Source organism: Pedobacter sp. AC212 (genome assembly GCF_979258625.1).
The window spans coordinates 1,953,106-1,971,933 of record NZ_OZ409870.1 but is presented as its reverse complement, the minus strand read 5'-3'; the positions used below and the strand labels follow the sequence as shown (position 1 = coordinate 1,971,933).

Here is an 18,828-nt window from a genome sequence, read left to right as displayed (position 1 = left end):
AAATGATTTGATAAAATATTTGAGATGAGTATTAACTAAGCGTATTGGCGGCCAGGTTTAAAAACTCTTTGTGTAGGGCAAGAACTTGCTCGATAATAGAATGTGCTTCATCATTCATGATAAAATGATTGGCCATTTTAGTTTTTTCGTAATCACTCATCTGCTTGTCCATCCTTGCTTTAACTTGTTCTGCAGTACTATTGTCGCGTTGCATCACACGGTTTATTTTCACATCCGTTGGCGCAGTAACCAGAATTGTTGTATCGCACATTTTGTAGGAACCACTTTCAAAAAGCAAGGCAGCCTCTTTTAACGTGTAAGGAGCATTAGGATTCACATTGGCTTCCCACCTATCAAAAGCCCTAAAAACTGCGGGATGAACTAAGGCATTTAATTTCGCTAATTCGGCTTCATTATTAAACACAATACCTGCGATGTGTTTATTGTTTAGCTTTCCTTCTTCGAAATAACTTTCCTCACCAAAGGTTGATTTTATAGCTTCAATAAGCAATTCATCTTCAACCATCATATTCTTGGCTTCAGTATCGGCATAAAAGATTGGAATACCCAGAACCTCGAAAACCTTACAAACTGTTGTTTTGCCACTACCAATTCCGCCTGTTATCCCAACTTTATACATTATTTTTCTACTACAAAATCTATTTTCGATGGGCTTACACTAATCAGTTTGCAATAATCCGGAAACTCCGTAATCTTTACAGCAAACTGGCGATGGTTTAGGTTTTTCCATTCATCAACATCAATGGTTGCCGTTATGAAATTTGCATCAACTTGTGCATAACTGCCCAAGGCAACCAAAAATGTTACCTTAACTTTCTTTGGATAAAGCTTAATGCTGTTGTAATTTCTGTTATTTAATATCTTCAACGGCACCTCAACAGTCTTCTCGGTAAACTCATCAACTGAAAGTTTTACTTCTGTTGATGACGGATAAATGCTTACGTTTTTATGAATACTATGTTGGAGACCGATTCGAGCTGTGGTGCTGTTCTGTAAATTATTTATTTTTAAAGTATCTGTAGGCCAAGCAATAATTTTGCTCAATTCTTCTTGTGGACCGGCTACAGTGACTGTTTTTGGGTTAAGTAATACCTCACTTGCCAATCCATACTGTTTATGAAATGCCAACTGACTTACCAATTTTATGTTTACCTTTTTAATGATTTGTTTTGTGAAATCGAAATACAAGGTATCTGGTTTAACTGAGATTACCTTTTGTGCACTTCCTACCTGTTTGTTGATATTATAAAGCTGATCGGATAGAACTACAAAGTCTCTTGCGTTTAGTTGACTCAAATTAACTGAAATTGATGGCGGACTTATCCTCAATCGGGCAAAAACAAGTTGCCAACCTGTGCCTTCCACCTCTAAATCTAAAGTATCAGTTTGTAAAGGATAAAAAGCTCTTTTAGCAGGTTTATTTTTGAATACAATAACCGTTTTCGCTATGTAATTGTATTTGTTATTCAATGCCATGAAAAGCCAAGCCGCTATAGCCAAAAATAAACAGGCTAATAGTGTTAAAACACGTCGTCTTTCAATTTTAGTTAATCTAATAAAGGGCATATTATAAATTAAACAACTTACCGCATCATTTGTGCTCGATAAAGCAATTCTTCCAAATGTAACAATTTATTAATTCCTATGTAATAAAAGAAAACGGATTTTGAAAAGAGGTTTTCTATATTAGCACCATCAATCTGAATTATGAAAAAAATCATCTTATTACTGCTTGTCTCCGCCTTATCATGTTATGCATTTAGCCAAAAACGGTCAAACGTTTATTATTTTAAAGATGGAGTTCCTGTAAAAAATAATGAATCAGCCGATTACCGAAGGGTTATTCAAGAACCAGACTCTGGATCGAAATTTTATAACCTTTACGAGTTTTATGCAGATAATACGGATAAAACGATTGGCAAGCTATCTAACTTTGAACCTAATCTGGTTTATGAGGGAGAGCTTAAACGCTTTAATAAAAAAGGAATTTTAATTGAAAAAACCAATTATCTGAATGGCAAGCCAATTGGCGAATCATCATCATATTATGCCAATGGGCAATTGGCAAGAGTTATTCTATACGATGATGCGGATAAATCTGATAAACAGAAACGTTCTGCTTTCAAAGTGATTTCGGGTTTCGATTCTTTGGGAAATCAATTTATAAAAGATGGCAACGGACACTTAAATATGAATAAACGTGAAGAAGGAGATTATGTGAATGGTTACAAAGATGGCGAGTGGAAAGGTAAAATAGGTAAAGATAGCTATGTTGAAAAGTATAATAATGGATATTTTATTGACGGCATTGCAACATTTGAAAACGGAGAGACAAAAAAGTATAAAACCGAAGAAGAAAAGCCAGATTATCCAGGTGGAATAACTGAATTCTACAGGTATTTATCCAGAAATTTTAAATACCCATCTGAAGCCCTAAGAAATAAGATCTCTGGGAAATTATTTATCAGTTTTGTTGTCGAAAAAGACGGGAAGTTATCTAATTATAAGTTTAAAAACGACCTGGGTTATGGAACCAGGGAAGAAGCCATCCGTGTTTTGAACGAGTGCCGCAATTGGAACCCGGGGTTACAACATGGCATTCCAGTAAAGGTGTCTTACAATATCAATATAAACCTGGCGCAACAATAACAAACAAAAAAGGGTTCCGAAATTCGGAACCCTTTTTAATGCTAAATGCATTGATTATGCTTTTGCTACAGGAGGAACAACTGCTTTGGTTGCATCTAAAGAAACCGCCGATTTATCGAAGCGAATTTTCACTCCACCTTCTACTTCGATTAAGAAAGTAGTATCGTTCATATCAGCGATACGGCCGTGAATACCTGCAGTAGTGATAATCTTATCACCTTTTTTTAATCCTTCTATTAATTTTTTATGGTCTTTAGCTTTTTTAACCTGTGGACGGATCATGAAAAAATAGAATACTACCGCGATAGCACCTAACATAATTAATTGTCCGTATTGGCCAAATCCACCTGCTGCTTGTAAAATTACTGTTGATGTCATTTCTTATTTATTTGATTATTGATTGTAAGTAAGGGTATAGGTACAAAACCAAACCATACCATTTTATTTTTTTGTAAGCACCTCGCCTACCAAGTGTACCGTTGAAACTGTTGGGTTCGCATTCGAAGTTACTGTTACCACTTTATCCTGCATTCCTTCTTTCCCTGTACTATTAAACACAACTTTAATTACACCTTCTTTTCCCGGTAAAATAGGTTCTTTCGGCACTTCTGGAACTGTACAACCACAAGTGGCTGTAGCATTAGAAATAATTAAAGGGCTTTTACCTGTATTTTTGAATTTGAATTGGTGTTCTACACTTTCACCTTGGTTAATTTTTTCGAAATCAAAAATATCTTTCTCAAAAACGATTATTGGTGCATCAGGTGAGGCAATTGTAGCTGCTGCTAACGAATCATTTCCTGCAACGTGATCTGTAGAATTGTTTGCATTTCGACAAGCTGTGAAAGAGATTGCTGCAATAGCAAGGATGAATATTTTTTTCATTATTAGTCTTCAATTAATCCGCGACCGATTTTTTTAATCGTATTTGTCTTCTTAAGGTCGCCTAAAATTTTGTCTAAAATACCGTTAATAAACGAATTACTTTTCGGCGTACTGTAATCTTTTGATAGCTCCAAATATTCGTTAATGGTTACTTTTACAGGAATAGATGGAAAGTTTAAAAGCTCGCAGATGGCCATCTTCATCAAAATGGTATCCATTAAAGCAATCCGTTCCGACTCCCAATTTTTTGTACGCTCCGCAATCAATTCCTGGTATTTAGCGTCATTCTGCAAGGTGTGTACAAATAAATCTTGCACAAATTTGCTGTCTTCTACCCAATCAGCGCTTATTTCGGTAAGTTTATTTTTGAAAGGATCGTCAGACGTAAAGTTCTTCAACGTTTTTGCAACCATTCCTTTCATCACCTCGTGATCTACCTGCCAATTGATAAATTTCTCCTCGAAAACCTGGATAATACCCTGGTTTTTTAAAATAATTTTTCTGAAAATATATTTGATAATATCTTTTGACGATTCTAAACTTTCGTTTGGATCCGCAAGATAATCGGCATACTCCTGAGATGCTTTTAAAGAATTATAAACTGTTTTACGAATTTCTGGATCGAAGCCCCAATCTACTTTGTATTTTTTTACCGCAGAAACATATTCGGGGTTTTGCTGCATTAAAACGCTAAACTTGTTGTGTAGCAGTTTCATATTTGGATTTAAATCCTCAGCAGTTTTAAGGTATTTGTTAGCACGTTCTGCAGCATCGTTTGCTGTAAACTCTGTAACTTCAACCATCAATGATAACATCCAGATGTACATTTCGTACACGCTATCAATACTTTGCATTAAAGTTTTCAAATCTCCTTTAATGTCTTTTTTGTCTGCCATGTGCCAAGCAAAAATATTTTGCAAAGCTTTGATTCTTAAGTGCCTTCTATTTAACATGAATGTAAGAACGAGTGCGGTTTATAAAACCTATTTTAATAATTATTTAATATGATGATTTAATTTTTTTAACATCTGCAATACGCTTTTCAGCAATTCTGTTTGCAGCAATATTTGTTGATATTTTCTCTGCTTTACTCAACTTGATTACGTTACGTGTAGCCTCGTAAATATTTTCGGTAAGTTGGACTGTACGTTTTTTTCCAAAACCAGTCCATTCAGAGTAACAAGCAATTAAGCCACCAGCATTAATTAAATAATCTGGCGCAAATAAAATGCCTTTTTTCAAAAGCAATTCGCTGTCTAAAACCTCATCTTTTAACTGATTATTGGCCGAACCTGCAATAATTGCAAACTTCATTTTTGCAATGGTTTTATTATTAACCGTTGCTCCCATCGCACATGGCGCATAAACATCGGCATCGCAACCAAAAATTTTATCAGCCTCAATGGGTTTTGCTTTATATTTTCGGGCAACATAAGTCAATTGCTCCTGGTTAATATCACTTATTAAAACCTCTGCATTTTCTTTTCTAAGCAAAGCAACCAAATGTTCGCCCACATTGCCAATTCCTTGTACTACAATTGTCCTGCCCGCAAGCATGTCGGTTCCAAAAACCTCTTTCACACTAGCTTTAATACCTAAATAAACCCCCTGTGCCGTAAATGGAGCTGGATTTCCTGCCCCTCCAATTGATTCGGGAACGCCGGTTACATAATTGGTTTCCATGCGGATATACTCCATATCCCGAGTATTGGTCCCCATTTCTTCAGCTGTAATAAACTCGCCATTAAGGTTTTTAATAAACCTACCATAGCTACGCATTAAAGTTTCGGTTTTATCTTTACGAGAATCGCCAATAATTACGCCTTTTCCGCCACCTAAATTTAATCCGGTAATTGCCGATTTATAGGTCATTCCACGCGATAAACGCAAGGCATCTTCCAAAGCTTCGCCCTCAGTTGCATAGCTCCACATCCTCGTTCCGCCTAAAGCCGGACCCAAGGTAGTATCATGTATCGCGATAATTGCCTTTAAGCCCGTATCAGGATCATTACAAAAAACCAATTTTTTATGCCCGTAAGCACTCAATTGCTCTAAAATGGAAAAATCTGACGAAGAATTTGCTGGCATATTGAACGTTCGGCTAATCTGCTGCAAAATTAAAATAAAAAACGATTAATACACTTATATAAATAAACTATTTGCGCTGCTACTAGAAACAAATATTTAGATGGTTTTCTCAAAAGCAATTTCTGCTGTATTTCTGCAAATACAATCTCTCGATTGATAGAATTTTGACGGGTTTGCGCTATAATATTTTTAGTGTTGGCTAGAAAGTTTCTTAATAAAAGGTATTGTTTAGGCACTGTGTTATTAAATTATCCTGTTATTGATAATTCGTTACCGCCGCTCTATAACAAACAACCTTCTCAATCTCATTATGCTTAACCTTTCAAAAACTCAATAATGTCATTATTTTTTTCAAAGCTTAGCTATTGAAACATAAATATGCGGCACGAAATAACAAATTTATCTAAGTTTGTATTGCATGAAACATCTAAGCAGATTAAACAAATACTTTTTAAAATATAAGTGGTGGATTATTCCGGGCAGTATTTTCGTGGTCATCTCCAATATTTTTGGCGTGGTGCCAGCTCAGGTAATCGGCTATGCGGTAGATTTGATTACTGAAAATGTTCAGGTTTATAATCTATTTGGAGGTTTTAATCGTCAGGAAATCATTTACGATATTTTTAGCAGTAACCTATTATTTTTTGGATTATTGGTAGTGGCATTGTACGTATTGAGGGGTTTGTTTCTATTTTTCATGAGGCAAACCATCATTCTCATGTCTCGGCACATTGAGTTTGATATGAAAAACGATATCTATCAGCATTATCAAAAATTAAGTCTGGGTTTTTACCGCCGCAACAATACCGGCGATTTGATGAACCGGGCAACTGAAGATGTGAATCGCGTGAGGATGTATGTCGGACCAGCCATTATGTATACCATTAATACATTTGTTTTATCTGTGCTGATCATCTGGTCTATGTTTGATGTAAACTCGAAATTGGCCATATATTGCCTGTTGCCCCTTCCCTTTTTAGTCATCATTATCTATTACGTAAACACTTTGATTTTCAAAAAAAGCGGAAAAATCCAGGAACGTTTATCAGATCTATCAAGCTTTGTGCAAGAACGTTTTTCAGGTATCAGAATTATTAAATCTTATGTACGCGAAGATTATACCCGCAACATTTTTGAGATTCAAAGCAATGAGTATAAAAAAGATTCGATGAGTTTGGTAAAGGTTTCTGCCCTTTTTTACCCTACTATGCTTTTGTTAATTGGCTTGAGTACCATTTTAACTATTTATGTGGGCGGTAACCAGGTAATGAATGGCAGTATTACAGCAGGAAATATTGCTGAGTTCATCATTTATATCAATCAGTTAACTTTCCCGGTAACTATGCTGGGTTGGGTAACCTCTTTAATACAGCGGGCGGCGGCTTCTCAAAAAAGAATTAACGAATTTTTAGACATTCCTTCCGATATTCAATCAACAAACAATGAAGAGAAAGAAATTCAAGGCAACATCAAATTTGAGAATGTTAGCTTCGTTTATCCTGATACCGGAATACTAGCACTTCAAAATTTAAGTTTTGAAATTAAGAGCGGTGAGTTTGTGGCAATTATTGGAAAAACAGGTTCTGGAAAATCAACATTAGCAAACTTAATTATGCGGATGTATGATGTGGAGCAAGGAGCTATTAGTGTTGATGGGGAAAATTTAAAATCGTTAAACCTTAAATATTACCGCAACCAAATTGGCTTCGTGCCACAAGAGGTTTTTCTATTCTCTGATACGATCAAAAACAATATTGCTTTTGGTTTAGATAAAGTTACGGATGAAGCAGTATACGATGCTGCTAAAAATGCTTCGGTTTATCATAACATCATTGATTTTGATGAAAAGTTCGAAACGATGTTGGGCGAAAGAGGAATCACACTTTCCGGGGGACAAAAACAACGTGTATCCATTGCGAGGGCATTAATTAAATCTCCAAAAATTTTGATATTCGACGATTGTTTATCTGCGGTTGACACCAAAACAGAGGAGGAAATTCTCCAGAATTTGGGTAAAATCATGAAAGATAGAACCAGTATCTTAATTGCGCACCGGATTTCAACCATAAAAAATGCCGATAAGATTTTGGTACTGGACGATGGTAAAATAATAGAACAAGGTACACATGATGAATTGCTTAACCTTAACGGAAGTTATACTGAGCTTTATCATAACCAATTATTGGAAGAGGAAACAAGAACAATTTAAATTGTATCAAAATTGTATTTTGTACTTTAAATATTTGCTTTATATTTACCGAAACCAAAAACCAACATCAATACCAACCATGGGAGAATTCGACAACAAGGAAAGAGAAGAAGTTTTTTCAAAGAAAGTAAGAGCAGGTAAGAGAACTTATTTCTTCGACGTGAAGGCTACTCGCTCAGGTGATTATTATTTAACCGTTACCGAGAGCAAGAAAAGATTAGAAGACGGTGTATTCGTAAAGCATAAAATCTTTTTATATAAAGAAGATTTCGAAAAATTTGCTGAAGGATTAAACGAAACTGTTGACTATATTAAAACTCACCAGGATGTTGTGGAGAAACGTTATGAATACTCTGAAAACGGAGAACATAGCGCAAAAACAAATGATGATTTTTCTTTTTAATAAATTATAATTTCGAAATAAAAGCCCTTGTCTCATCAACAAGGGCTTTTTATGTGTCTGAGTTTTTTTACTGTATTATGCGACGGCCATGCCAGCACCGACCATGAATATTAATAAAAAGTAAAAGGCTATTATGGCAATGGTAATCGATCCCCAAAATTTAAATAAGGATTTTAAACTTAGTATCGCAGAATTTAAGCTTTCCTGATCACCGAATAAGACGCCCTGTTTACCTTTATTAGCTATTTTATTAAGCAAAATGCTTGGATAAAACAGAAGCAAACCCAGTACGAAATAAATTACCGTTACTATGGTTGTTCCACTTGAACCCAATTGCCCCATTTGAGTGGCCACAGCAGGATTACTATTAATTAATGCAGGTATGCTAAAGGCCGCAATAATTACAAAAATTGAAACAACAAAACCAACTACGGAAAGAAATTTTGCCCATTTAGTAATATCATAAAGATAACTGCGTATATCTTCTGTTACTACTAATTTCACTTCAGCCGGTTTCTGCTCCTCAAATTCTTCTATCATCTTGTTTTAATTTTCGATAAACTTAGATAAAATATACTGACGCTACAAATTCGAATCTCTAAATAAAGGTTTAAAAGCTTATCTTTGCCGCCTGAAAAAGGTGAGAAGTGAGAAGTGAGAAGTGAGAAGTGAGAAGTGAGAAGTGAGAAGTGAGAAGTCAAATCGTAAATCGTAAATTAAAAAATATAAATGGCATTACAATGTGGTATTGTGGGTTTACCAAATGTTGGAAAATCGACTCTTTTTAACTGTTTATCAAATGCAAAGGCACAAGCTGCTAACTTTCCGTTTTGTACAATTGAGCCAAACGTTGGCGTAATTACTGTGCCTGATGATAGATTGACCAAACTTGCTGAACTGGTTAAGCCAAACAAGGTACAACCTAATACGATTGAAATTGTTGATATCGCGGGTTTGGTAAAGGGCGCTTCGAAGGGTGAAGGTTTAGGCAACCAGTTTTTAGGAAACATTCGTGCTACGAATGCAATTATCCATGTTTTACGTTGCTTCGATGATGGCAATGTGATCCATGTTGATGGTTCTGTTGATCCCATTCGCGATAAAGAAATAATTGATACAGAGTTGCAATTAAAGGATTTGGATACTGTTGACAAACGTATTCAAAAGGTGGAAAAGATGGCAAAAACGGGTGGCGATAAAGATGCTAAACGTACTTATGAAATTTTAACGGTTGTTAAATCTCATTTAGAAAACGGAAAATCTATCCGTACCGCAGCACTGCCTCAGGAAGACTTTGATTTTATCGAAGATTTAGGCTTATTGACTCAAAAACCAGTAATGTATGTCTGTAACGTTGATGAAGCATCGGTAGTAACCGGAAATAAATATGTGGATTTAGTCAAAGCAAATGTTGCAGATGAAAAAGCTGAAGTTTTGGTTATTTCAGCAAAAATCGAATCGGAAATTGCCGAACTGGAAAGTTATGAGGAGCGCCAGGAGTTTTTGGCAGATTTAGGCTTAGATGAATCTGGTGTAAACAAATTAATTCGTGCAGCTTATAAATTATTAAATTTATATACCTATTTCACGGCAGGAGTACAGGAAGTTAGAGCCTGGACCATAACAAAAGGCTTTACGGCACCACAAGCAGCTGGTGTGATTCACACCGATTTTGAAAAAGGATTTATCCGTGCCGAAGTAATTAAGTATAATGACTTCGTAACACTGGGTTCGGAAAATGCTTGTAAAGATGCAGGTAAATTAGGCGTAGAAGGAAAAACCTATGTAGTAGAGGATGGCGACATTATGCACTTTAGGTTCAATGTATAGCCCGTAAATTGTCTAAAGGAAATTTAAAGGTATAGAGCCACTCGAGAGAGTGGCTTTTTTTTGGATTTATTTTGCCAGAAAACATTGAATTAGGCTTGAATTGCCGTATTGAAAGGCCAACTCTGCAAAACTTAAATAGTTGACCGATCTTAGTTTCTTAAACCCGATTGAAGTGACATCCCCTGATTTTTCATTAGGGATATAACGGAAAGCGGGAACAGACAATAAAAAAAGATGCTGTCTTTGCTTTCCAAATAATTGAGACAGTCTAAAGTTCGATCTTACGGTCTCTTTTCAAACCGGCATGAACAAATTAAATTTCTAAACCATAAGCTGCCAGTTGCGCTTTCGTATCCTCATAACTGGTATGATGAATGCCTTTCAGTCCTAGACCTTCGGCAACCTGAACAAAAAGCATTCTATCGTCTATATATAAACTGGTTTCTACATCGCTCTGCGAAATATCTATCGCCACTTTGAATATATCGGCATCGGGTTTGCGGAAATGAACGAAACTCGATGACACGAAAAAATCAACAAATTCGTTCAATTTAAAAGTGCTGATTCGATATTGATTTAACTCTCGCCCTTCGTTACTGATTACTGCAACTTTTAAATGATACTTTTTCTTCAAATCGCAAACTAATGCAACCATTTCAGGATAGTCTAGGGATTTACTAAACATGAATGCTTTGAAGTCATCATAACTAAACGACCGTTCTTGAAAGAAAACAATGCGTTCTAAATATTCATCCAAAGTAAGTTTCCCCACCTCATAAGTATCAAATGTAAGGTGATGGCGTTCTTCCAGATCAACAGAATCCAGATTAAATAATACCGCAGCTTCGCCTCTTGCTTGCCTATCCCATCCGTTTGTTAACAATACGCCACCAATATCGGTGAAAAGCGTAGTAATTTTCGTTTGCATTTTTAAAAATTAAAGTAAGATTCCACTTAAAAACAATATGGCAAAAGAGAAGTAAATGATTAAACCGGTAACATCGACCAACGTAGCCACAAAAGGCGTAGAAGACACTGCCGGATCGGCGCCTACTTTTTTAAGAAGCAAAGGCAGCATAGAACCCATTAAGGTTCCCCAAAGTACAACACCTATTAAAGAGCAGCCTACCACCAGCCCAATTCTGATATAATGATCGGTAAAACCAGGCCAAAATAACTGCCATGAGGCGATAACTGCGAAGCTTAACAAACATAAAGTACAACCTAATAATATGCCAGAAAAAATTTCTCGTCGCATTACATTCCACCAATCTCTAACGGTAACTTCGCCGAGAGCCATAGCTTGAATAATTAAAGTTGCAGCCTGCGAACCACTATTGCCACCGCTTGAAATGATTAAAGGAATAAATGTTGCCAAAATTACAACCTGAGCAATTTGATTCTCGAAATTCGACATCGCAGCGATGGTAAGCAGCTCTCCGAAAAACAAAACGATTAACCAAACCACCCGCTTTTTATATAATTCAAAAACAGGGACATCCAAATAAGGTTCATCCAAGGCTTGAGAACCCCCTATTTTATGAATATCTTCTGTATATTCTTCGTTTGCGATCCAGAGAATATCATCAACGGTTACAATACCCAAAAGAATATTATTCTCGTCAACAACAGGCAAAGCCACCCGATTATTCATTCTGAAAATGCTGATGGCGTCTTCCTGCGGATCATTCGCTTTCAACGCGATAAAACGTTTATCGGTTAACTCCCCTATTATCGCTTCAGGATCGGCCAGTAAAACTTCACGGATTCGAATATCATCAAGCAAAACTCCATCTTTATCAATTACATACACCACATCGATGGTTTCCGAATTTTTACCATACCGTCTGATGTGTGCTAAAACTCGGGTAATGGACCACTCGGGTTTCACAGCGATGTAATCGGGCGTCATTAAACGACCGATACTATCCTCTTTGTAACCTAGAAGTGCAAGAGATTCTTTTCTTTCTTCAGGAGGCAAAAGGGTAATCATTTTCTTAACTACATCACCCTTCAGCTCGCTAAAAAGTGCGGTACGATCATCCGGAGGCAGATCTTTAATAATCTGATTTAGTTTATTTCCCGTAAGTTTCTTGATAATTCTTTCCTGAGTTGGAAAATCGAGAATTCGGAAAACGTTAACAGCTCTGTTTGAAGATATCGTTTCGATAAATTTGGCTGCATGTTGTGGAAGCTCGTCAATTAACTCTTCTACATCCGAGATATTCAGTTCATCAAGATAACGCTTTAACGCCTTATCATTCTCTTTTTCAAGCAATTGCTGAACCTCTTCTACAACCAATTCTTCCATAAACAATTCTTTTATTCTTTACATGCCTAAACCTTTATTAACGGTTCGCAAAGGTGCATTTTTATTTTTAGAAATGCCAATTTAGACGTTAACAGCATGTTAAATTTTGACTTCCCACACAATTAAACTAACACAATCCCTAGACTATTAACAACTTAGAAAGGCATCGGTAAAAGATAGACTGAGATTAGTTCCAACAAAAAACCACCATAAAATAATTATGGTGGTTAAAGGTGTGCTCCCGACGAGATTCGAACTCATATCGATGGTACCGGAAACCATAATTCTATCCATTGAACTACGGGAGCAAGGCTGCAAATATAGAAAATCAAAATGTTAGTTTTTTGTATTATTGAAGGTAAAATCAACATTATTTGAATAAAATTTGAGGTTGATGTTCCTGATTAAAAAGAATTCAATACAAGTTCTTTGAAAAAATTCCGTTATAGGTTTAATCGTTATTTGTAGTTTTGATTGAAACACAAATTAAACCTAAAACAAAAATTTTAACATGAACATTACCAAAAATCTTTTTTTTACTGCAATTATTGGCCTTTCTACTGTAACAATGTACTCTTGCAAGAGCAAGAAATTAATAACCAAACCAGATCCTGCTCCTGTTTCAAAACCTACCCCACCGGTTGAAGAAAAGAAACCCATTGCAGCTCCACCAGCGAAAGAGGAAGTTGCAGTTGTTGAAAAACCAAACTTCAATTTAGATAATATTCAATTTGAGTTTAATTCGTTTGTGTTAAAAACGTCTTCGTTTGGCATCTTAGATAAAGCTGTAGCTGAAATGAAGAAAGCGCCAAATACTAAATTTGTTCTCCATGGCCATTCATCTGCAGAAGGTACTCCAGAACATAACATGTCGCTTTCAATTGATCGGGCGAATGCGGTAAAATCATATTTTGTTAACGCCGGCTTGGATGGTTCAATTTTCACAATTGTGGGTCACGGTGAAAAGGAGCCAATTACGTCAAATGCAAGTGAAGAAGGAAGAGCTGTGAACCGAAGAACTGAAATTAAGGTTCAGAATTAGATCTCGTTTCTTGCTGCGCTCAAACGGATTTAAAAAAATGAACAAGCCGTTTGAGTCACATCCAAACAAATAAAAAACCAGTTTAAAGCCTCTAAATGAGGCTTTTCTGTTCATTATAAAATTTATTTGAAAATATTCGCTGATTTTTCTAACTTTCACAAACTGCTTATTATCTCTTTCATCTAAACATCTGTATCGTGCATCCTATACTCATCAGGAATAATGTAAAAATACTCGGTCAAGGTAATCAAGTTATTGTATTTGCACATGGTTTTGGGTGCGCACAGAGCTCTTGGAAGTACATGACAGATGCATTTCTAGATGATTTCAAAGTGATACTCTTTGATTACGTTGGTTCTGGCAGTTCGGATAAAACGCAATACGATTACCACAAATACTCCACTTTAGAGGGTTATGCCTGTGATGTCCTTGATATTATCGAAGCTCTTGGACTTAAAGACATCATTTTCGTTGGCCATTCGGTAAGTAGTATGATTGGGATGATTGCCGCTTTGCAAAAACCAGAAGCTTTTAAGAAACTTATTTTTATTGGCCCTTCTCCTAGATACCTTAACGATAGGGATTATATTGGCGGTTTTGAAGCTGCTGATATTGAAACCATTTTCACACAAATTGCCGAAGATTATATTAGCTGGACTAAAGCGATCGCTCCAATAGTGATGAATAAAGCTGAAGAACCAGAATTAGCTGGTTTTCTGCAAGGTTGTTTTGAAGAAACAGAGCCAAGCATTGCACTGGCCTTCGCCATGGCAACATTTAAAGCAGATTACCGCGATCATTTAAAGAAGTTTGATATTCCGAGTTTAACGCTGCAAAGTAGCAATGATATCATGGCACCCTTCTCTGCTGGTGAATACATTCATCAAAACACAAGAAATAACTTCTTTGTTGTGATGAAAGCGACCGGGCATTTTCCACACATTAGTGAACCTGAGGAAACCATAAGGGAGATTAAGGATTTTATTGCTCATGAAAATATTCACACAACACGTGATGAGCTCTATGCCTAGCTTATTTCTGTTTTACTGAATCTATAAAATGTTGGGCTTCCGCTTTTGCTTTATTGCATATGGCGTGAATACAATCCAATCGTGACCCCATCTCGGATACATCCATATTTTCCAATGAACGTAAACCAGTCTCCAATTTAGACCTTAAGCCCACAATATAAATTGTTGAGAGCGTACGATGAGCAATCATCTTGATCTCTTCTCCTCTTTTTTCTGCAAAACTTTGTTGTAATTCTAACAAGTCCTGGTCAATCGTTTCGATAAATTTCTCGATTACTTCGATCTCATATTCCTCATCGCCTAAGCTAACCTCTTTTAAATAGCTTAAATCAATAACTTCATAGACATATTGATCCCCAGATTTTAGCTTCTCTTTTGGTAAAAACTGGGTAAGCATCCCCACCAGTTCAATCTTCTGGATTGGCTTACTGAAACATCCATTCATGCCAGCGGCAAAGCATTTGTCCTTAACTTCATTAATATTAAAAGCAGTTATTGCTACGATAGGTATCTCTAGCCTAAGTTTTTGACGAATGATTTTAGTCAGTTCAAAACCATCTATTTTAGGCATCATGAGATCAAGCAAGATTAAAAAAAATGAGTGCGATTCAAGCAAAACTTGCGCTTCGTGTCCGTCGCTGGCAATTTTGAAACTAAAATCGTATTCTCGTAGATAGTTGGCTATTAGCTTTTGGTCGATTAAGTTATCTTCTACTATTAAAACATCAATTTGTTCTTTCATAAACATCTATTCACACATTAAAGAATTTGCATCCGCTTGTTTAGTGATGATTTATAGGCATCAGAAACTGGAACAAAATGTTGCTGAATAATCAGCGTTCCGCCCTCAATGGTATCTATTTTACTAATATTTACAATGAAAGAACGGTGTACCCGAGAAAACACATCCATCGGCAACTTGTCTTCTACTGACTTCAATGAAGAATGAATTGCGTAATTTTTTTCATCCAGGTAAATTTTTACATAGTCGCCTTTAGCTTCCAAATAATTGATGTCTGCAAGTTTTATTCTTCTGATAATATTAGAATCCCTAATAAATATAAACTCATCCTTTTTGGAAGGCATAAACAAATTTTGATTCTTGTAAATTTCTTTCGCCTTGATAATCGCTTTTAAAAACCGATCGGGCGTTATGGGTTTGGCAATAAAGTCAACCACATTTAGATCGTAGGCATCAGATGCATAATCTCTTTTCGAGCTTATAAAAACAATCAACGGCCTTTTATCTCCTAAAGCTTTAACAAGTTCGATACCAGTAATACCCGGCATTTCAACATCAAGAAGCAGTAAGTCAATTTTATTATTTGCTAATATCTTGTAAGCATCTGCAGCGTTCTCACATTCTGCAATTAGCTTTAAAGAGTCCTCAATTTTGAATAAATTTTTGAGGACACTTCTCGCTATTGCATTATCATCAATAATCAGACAGTTCATTTTATAGGGTTAGCGGAGCACTAAAACTAACCAATTACTTGAAAAGTCAATCGAACGTAATTAAAATGAATGAAATGAATAATTACTTACCAAACTAAAAACCAATAAAATTTTCAACACGTATATAAGCCCATTCAACTTGCAAAAGTGCCTTTCTATCGACAGAATGTTTACCGGATAAGCTTTTAGAAATACTTTTGACGACAGAAAATCATTTAAAAAAATTAGAATAATCTCATGAACACAATTAAAACAATTACACTTTCGCTTTTAAGCTTAGTATCCATCTCCCTACATGCACAATCGTTCAAAGAACCTGTTGCTTACAAACTTAAAAACGGAATGAACATCATCATTTCAGAAAATGATCGCTCACCAAAAGCTTATGCAAGTTTTACTTTAGATAAAAAAGCATTCGCTGGCAGCAAAGATGGTATAGTTGAAATGCTAAACACAGTTTTGAACGAAAGCATTACAAGCGATAATTTATCTTTTAAAGATAAGAGTGGCAAATTAGCTGCTTCAGCAGATACTTTCGATAAAGAACTTTCAAGTATGGCTTCTCTTTTGCAAAGTGCAAACATTACTGAGAAAACATTTAATACAGGAAAGGCAAAACTATTAATGAGCCTAAAGTTGCATGATTATGATTACGATCAAAGCGTTAATGAAACTTCAATAGCAAATTTAACATACAACGATGTCTTGAATTTTTACAACGAAATTTCTCCGGATAAAACATTTTTAACGATTGCTGGTAATGTAAACACAGTTTCAGCTAAAGCTTCAGTGAAAAAGGCCTTCGGTTTATGGAACACCAATAAAGTGTATCAAAACCAAGTAACTTCAAAATAGTATTTTTTAGTTTAGTTATTTTGCCCTTTGATTAAACTTCAAAGGGCTTTTTTATGCTTAAATGTTACAGATTTTTGTTTTAATCGCTGTTAACATTCAGCAATCATTCGATATATTAGCCTAATAATTTATTTCTCAAGATGAATAAAATTTACACTACTATTTTCCTGATTGCTTTTGGCACTTATGCCCAAGCTCAAACCATTGTTAATCGAAATCCGGATATCGAATCGATGGTAAAATCTGTGAATAAGGATTCGCTTAAGCAGTATATTTCGACCATGGTTAATTTTGGCACAAGAAGTACTTTAAGTGATATAAAAAGTAAAACCAGGGGAATTGGCGCAGCAAGAAATTGGGTAGTTGCTAAGTTTAATCAATTTGCAAAGCAAGGCGATGGAAGATTAACAGCCTTTTTAGACACTACAACTTTTCAACCAGACGGAAAACGAATTGATAAAGCAACTTTGTTGGGCAATGCGGTAGCTATTTTAAAAGGAACTGATACAAATGATAAACGGGTTTATGTTGTTAGTGGTCATTTAGATAGTCGAGTAACCGACGTAATGAACCGAACCAGCGATGCGCCTGGTGCTAATGATGATGGTAGTGGGGTTGCCGGTGTGATTGAAGCCACCCGTATCATGAGTAAATATAAATTTTCTGCCACCATTATTTTTGTTGCGGTAAGTGGCGAAGAGCAATCATTATTAGGATCTGGATTTATGGCAGCCAAAGCCAAAAAAGAAGGTTGGAATATTGATGCAATGCTCAACAATGATATGATTGGCAGTAACAATAGCAGCGAAACGCAAATTATCGACAACACCCGACTGAGGGTTTTTAGCGAAGGCTTACCGAGTTACGAGTTGGATAAGAATGCAAAAGCCATTCGTCAGTTTGGGCTAGAAAATGATGGGAAAAGCCGGCAATTGGCTCGATATGTAAAAGAAGTTGGCGAAAGATACGTGGATCAACTCGAAGTGAAGCTTATTTACAGAAATGACCGTTTTTTGCGTGGTGGCGACCATACACCCTTTGTTGAAAATGGGTTTCCAGCGGTGCGGATTACAGAAATGAACGAAAATTTTGACCATCAGCATCAGGATTTAAGAACCGAAAACGGCATTCGTTATGGCGATTTACAGGAGTTTATGGATTTTGAATATCTTAGGAAAAATACTGCTGTAAACATTTCTGTTTTGGCCAATCTGGCAAAAGCCCCATCGAGCCCTGTAGAGGTAAAAATCGACGTAAAGAATCTGAGCAATTCATCATCTTTGTATTGGAAAGCCCCAACAAATGGCCTGGTGAAAGGTTATTATGTGCTGATGCGTGAAACGAGCAGCCCAGTTTGGGAAAAGAAATTTTTTACCACAGCAACCGAATTGAAAGTTCCTTACAGCAAAGACAACTATCTATTTGCGGTACAAAGTGTTGGTAAAGATGATAGCGAGAGTTTGCCTGTGGTTCCAGGAATTGGCCGCTAATGAAACTTTTAAGATTTGTAGTTGTTTAATTTCCAAAAATTAGGATGAAATTTAAACCTGTAGCTTTTTTAATAAATATTGTCATCACCTTGGGTATTGGCGCTTTAGGAGGTTTGGCAACTTCTGAATCGGTTAAAACATGGTATCCTACATTAAATAAACCCTCTTTTAACCCACCAAACTGGTTGTTTGCGCCGGTTTGGACGAGCCTTTACATATTAATTGGAATTGCGGCATATTTAGTTTGGATAAAACGAGATAAAATCGCCCATTTTCCAAGGGTTTTAGCAATCTATTTTATCCAATTAATCTTAAATTTATGCTGGTCATTTATCTTTTTCTCCCTTCATGAAATAGGCTTCGCATTATTCGAAATTATCATCTTACTCATCGTGATTGTGGTTAATGCAATTGCATTTTACAAGATCGATAAATGGGCTGGCTATTTATTCATACCTTATATTCTTTGGGTAAGTTTTGCATCATTTTTAACTTATAGCATTTTCATGTTGAATTAATTTTAAAAGAAAACACTATTTTAGAGGAGTGGTAGCTTTTA

General features: G+C 36.0%; 20 protein-coding genes and 1 tRNA gene. 9 read left to right on the top strand and 12 right to left on the bottom strand.

Annotated elements, in window-relative coordinates:
- Positions 1-31: 31 nt before the first annotated feature.
- Together coaE and ACZZZC_RS08475 are read right to left on the bottom strand one after the other, a co-directional pair.
- Positions 32-640, bottom strand: a complete 609-nt coding sequence (coaE, locus tag ACZZZC_RS08480; RefSeq protein WP_463486931.1) for a dephospho-CoA kinase — start codon at positions 638-640, stop codon at positions 32-34.
- Entirely contained in the window at positions 640-1,587 is a 948-nt protein-coding gene (locus tag ACZZZC_RS08475; RefSeq protein WP_265799791.1) for a YbbR-like domain-containing protein, read from the bottom strand. The genes coaE and ACZZZC_RS08475 overlap by 1 nt, the downstream gene beginning before the upstream one ends.
- A 141-nt stretch (positions 1,588-1,728) precedes the next feature.
- Between ACZZZC_RS08475 and ACZZZC_RS08470 the strand changes: the two genes are divergently transcribed.
- A complete protein-coding gene (locus ACZZZC_RS08470) occupies positions 1,729-2,670 on the top strand; it encodes an energy transducer TonB (RefSeq protein WP_463485670.1) in 942 nt (313 codons plus the stop codon).
- A 54-nt stretch (positions 2,671-2,724) separates the two neighbouring features.
- Here the strand turns inward: ACZZZC_RS08470 and yajC are convergent, their stop codons facing one another.
- The 4 genes from yajC to ACZZZC_RS08450 all read right to left on the bottom strand — a co-directional run bounded on the left by yajC (position 2,725) and on the right by ACZZZC_RS08450 (position 5,643).
- A complete protein-coding gene (gene yajC, locus ACZZZC_RS08465) occupies positions 2,725-3,048 on the bottom strand; it encodes a preprotein translocase subunit YajC (RefSeq protein ID WP_056851304.1) in 324 nt (107 codons plus the stop codon).
- 63 nt (positions 3,049-3,111) lie between these two features.
- Positions 3,112-3,555 (bottom strand): DUF1573 domain-containing protein, encoded by a 444-nt coding sequence (locus tag ACZZZC_RS08460; RefSeq protein WP_463486930.1) that lies wholly within the window; start codon positions 3,553-3,555, stop codon positions 3,112-3,114.
- Between the two features lie 2 nt (positions 3,556-3,557).
- Entirely contained in the window at positions 3,558-4,508 is a 951-nt protein-coding gene (gene nusB / locus ACZZZC_RS08455; RefSeq protein ID WP_265799794.1) for a transcription antitermination factor NusB, read from the bottom strand.
- A gap of 46 nt (positions 4,509-4,554) precedes the next feature.
- Positions 4,555-5,643, bottom strand: coding sequence for a Glu/Leu/Phe/Val family dehydrogenase (locus tag ACZZZC_RS08450; protein ID WP_463485668.1), 1,089 nt, complete (start codon positions 5,641-5,643; stop codon positions 4,555-4,557).
- A gap of 418 nt (positions 5,644-6,061) precedes the next feature.
- Between ACZZZC_RS08450 and ACZZZC_RS08445 the strand changes: the two genes are divergently transcribed.
- Positions 6,062-7,852 (top strand): ABC transporter ATP-binding protein, encoded by a 1,791-nt coding sequence (locus ACZZZC_RS08445; protein ID WP_463486929.1) that lies wholly within the window; start codon positions 6,062-6,064, stop codon positions 7,850-7,852.
- Positions 7,853-7,931: 79 nt separating this feature from the next.
- Complete coding sequence (locus tag ACZZZC_RS08440) at positions 7,932-8,255, top strand: DUF3276 family protein (RefSeq protein ID WP_231427662.1); 324 nt, start codon at positions 7,932-7,934, stop codon at positions 8,253-8,255.
- Positions 8,256-8,330: 75 nt separating this feature from the next.
- On the opposite strand, the gene ACZZZC_RS08435 is transcribed toward ACZZZC_RS08440, so the two are convergent.
- A complete protein-coding gene (locus tag ACZZZC_RS08435; protein WP_463485665.1) occupies positions 8,331-8,795 on the bottom strand; it encodes a hypothetical protein in 465 nt (154 codons plus the stop codon).
- Positions 8,796-8,984: 189 nt separating this feature from the next.
- Between ACZZZC_RS08435 and ychF the strand changes: the two genes are divergently transcribed.
- Positions 8,985-10,085, top strand: coding sequence for a redox-regulated ATPase YchF (gene ychF, locus ACZZZC_RS08430; protein ID WP_463485664.1), 1,101 nt, complete (start codon positions 8,985-8,987; stop codon positions 10,083-10,085).
- Between the two features lie 313 nt (positions 10,086-10,398).
- On the opposite strand, the gene ACZZZC_RS08425 is transcribed toward ychF, so the two are convergent.
- The 3 genes from ACZZZC_RS08425 to ACZZZC_RS08415 all read right to left on the bottom strand — a co-directional run bounded on the left by ACZZZC_RS08425 (position 10,399) and on the right by ACZZZC_RS08415 (position 12,704).
- Positions 10,399-11,013, bottom strand: a complete 615-nt coding sequence (locus ACZZZC_RS08425; RefSeq protein WP_463486928.1) for an HAD family hydrolase — start codon at positions 11,011-11,013, stop codon at positions 10,399-10,401.
- A gap of 9 nt (positions 11,014-11,022) precedes the next feature.
- Complete coding sequence (mgtE, locus tag ACZZZC_RS08420) at positions 11,023-12,396, bottom strand: magnesium transporter (RefSeq protein ID WP_265799802.1); 1,374 nt, start codon at positions 12,394-12,396, stop codon at positions 11,023-11,025.
- Between the two features lie 236 nt (positions 12,397-12,632).
- Positions 12,633-12,704, bottom strand: a tRNA-Arg gene (locus ACZZZC_RS08415).
- 203 nt (positions 12,705-12,907) lie between these two features.
- On the opposite strand from ACZZZC_RS08415, the gene ACZZZC_RS08410 reads away from it, so the two are divergent.
- Positions 12,908-13,438 carry an OmpA family protein gene (locus ACZZZC_RS08410; RefSeq protein ID WP_463486927.1) on the top strand — a complete coding sequence of 177 codons (531 nt, stop codon included), beginning with the start codon at positions 12,908-12,910 and terminating at the stop codon, positions 13,436-13,438.
- Between the two features lie 197 nt (positions 13,439-13,635).
- The gene (locus ACZZZC_RS08405; RefSeq protein ID WP_463486926.1) at positions 13,636-14,469 is read left to right on the top strand and encodes an alpha/beta fold hydrolase; all 834 of its coding nucleotides are present in this window, start codon (positions 13,636-13,638) and stop codon (positions 14,467-14,469) included.
- Between the two features lies 1 nt (position 14,470).
- Here ACZZZC_RS08405 and ACZZZC_RS08400 read toward each other — a convergent pair whose 3' ends face one another.
- Positions 14,471-15,211, bottom strand: coding sequence for a response regulator (locus ACZZZC_RS08400; protein ID WP_463486925.1), 741 nt, complete (start codon positions 15,209-15,211; stop codon positions 14,471-14,473).
- 17 nt (positions 15,212-15,228) lie between these two features.
- Positions 15,229-15,924, bottom strand: coding sequence for a LytR/AlgR family response regulator transcription factor (locus tag ACZZZC_RS08395; RefSeq protein ID WP_463486924.1), 696 nt, complete (start codon positions 15,922-15,924; stop codon positions 15,229-15,231).
- Between the two features lie 237 nt (positions 15,925-16,161).
- On the opposite strand from ACZZZC_RS08395, the gene ACZZZC_RS08390 reads away from it, so the two are divergent.
- The 3 genes from ACZZZC_RS08390 (at position 16,162) to ACZZZC_RS08380 (ending at position 18,787) form a co-directional block, all read left to right on the top strand.
- Positions 16,162-16,779: a peptidase M16 family protein gene (locus ACZZZC_RS08390; protein WP_463486923.1), complete on the top strand. Its 618-nt coding sequence runs from the start codon at positions 16,162-16,164 to the stop codon at positions 16,777-16,779.
- A gap of 140 nt (positions 16,780-16,919) precedes the next feature.
- On the top strand, positions 16,920-18,269 hold the full coding sequence (locus ACZZZC_RS08385; RefSeq protein WP_463486922.1) for a M28 family metallopeptidase: 1,350 nt from the start codon (positions 16,920-16,922) through the stop codon (positions 18,267-18,269).
- A 44-nt stretch (positions 18,270-18,313) separates the two neighbouring features.
- Positions 18,314-18,787: a TspO/MBR family protein gene (locus tag ACZZZC_RS08380; RefSeq protein WP_463485656.1), complete on the top strand. Its 474-nt coding sequence runs from the start codon at positions 18,314-18,316 to the stop codon at positions 18,785-18,787.
- The last annotated feature ends 41 nt before the right edge of the window (positions 18,788-18,828 follow it).

Coding starts and splice junctions, on each gene's coding strand:
- coaE (WP_463486931.1), bottom strand. CDS start 640: ATGTATAAAGTTGGGATAACAGGCGGAATTGGTAGTGGCAAAACAACA.
- ACZZZC_RS08475 (WP_265799791.1), bottom strand. CDS start 1,587: ATGCCCTTTATTAGATTAACTAAAATTGAAAGACGACGTGTTTTAACA.
- ACZZZC_RS08470 (WP_463485670.1), top strand. CDS start 1,729: ATGAAAAAAATCATCTTATTACTGCTTGTCTCCGCCTTATCATGTTAT.
- yajC (WP_056851304.1), bottom strand. CDS start 3,048: ATGACATCAACAGTAATTTTACAAGCAGCAGGTGGATTTGGCCAATAC.
- ACZZZC_RS08460 (WP_463486930.1), bottom strand. CDS start 3,555: ATGAAAAAAATATTCATCCTTGCTATTGCAGCAATCTCTTTCACAGCT.
- nusB (WP_265799794.1), bottom strand. CDS start 4,508: ATGTTAAATAGAAGGCACTTAAGAATCAAAGCTTTGCAAAATATTTTT.
- ACZZZC_RS08450 (WP_463485668.1), bottom strand. CDS start 5,643: ATGCCAGCAAATTCTTCGTCAGATTTTTCCATTTTAGAGCAATTGAGT.
- ACZZZC_RS08445 (WP_463486929.1), top strand. CDS start 6,062: ATGAAACATCTAAGCAGATTAAACAAATACTTTTTAAAATATAAGTGG.
- ACZZZC_RS08440 (WP_231427662.1), top strand. CDS start 7,932: ATGGGAGAATTCGACAACAAGGAAAGAGAAGAAGTTTTTTCAAAGAAA.
- ACZZZC_RS08435 (WP_463485665.1), bottom strand. CDS start 8,795: ATGATAGAAGAATTTGAGGAGCAGAAACCGGCTGAAGTGAAATTAGTA.
- ychF (WP_463485664.1), top strand. CDS start 8,985: ATGGCATTACAATGTGGTATTGTGGGTTTACCAAATGTTGGAAAATCG.
- ACZZZC_RS08425 (WP_463486928.1), bottom strand. CDS start 11,013: ATGCAAACGAAAATTACTACGCTTTTCACCGATATTGGTGGCGTATTG.
- mgtE (WP_265799802.1), bottom strand. CDS start 12,396: ATGGAAGAATTGGTTGTAGAAGAGGTTCAGCAATTGCTTGAAAAAGAG.
- ACZZZC_RS08410 (WP_463486927.1), top strand. CDS start 12,908: ATGAACATTACCAAAAATCTTTTTTTTACTGCAATTATTGGCCTTTCT.
- ACZZZC_RS08400 (WP_463486925.1), bottom strand. CDS start 15,211: ATGAAAGAACAAATTGATGTTTTAATAGTAGAAGATAACTTAATCGAC.
- ACZZZC_RS08395 (WP_463486924.1), bottom strand. CDS start 15,924: ATGAACTGTCTGATTATTGATGATAATGCAATAGCGAGAAGTGTCCTC.
- ACZZZC_RS08390 (WP_463486923.1), top strand. CDS start 16,162: ATGAACACAATTAAAACAATTACACTTTCGCTTTTAAGCTTAGTATCC.
- ACZZZC_RS08385 (WP_463486922.1), top strand. CDS start 16,920: ATGAATAAAATTTACACTACTATTTTCCTGATTGCTTTTGGCACTTAT.
- ACZZZC_RS08380 (WP_463485656.1), top strand. CDS start 18,314: ATGAAATTTAAACCTGTAGCTTTTTTAATAAATATTGTCATCACCTTG.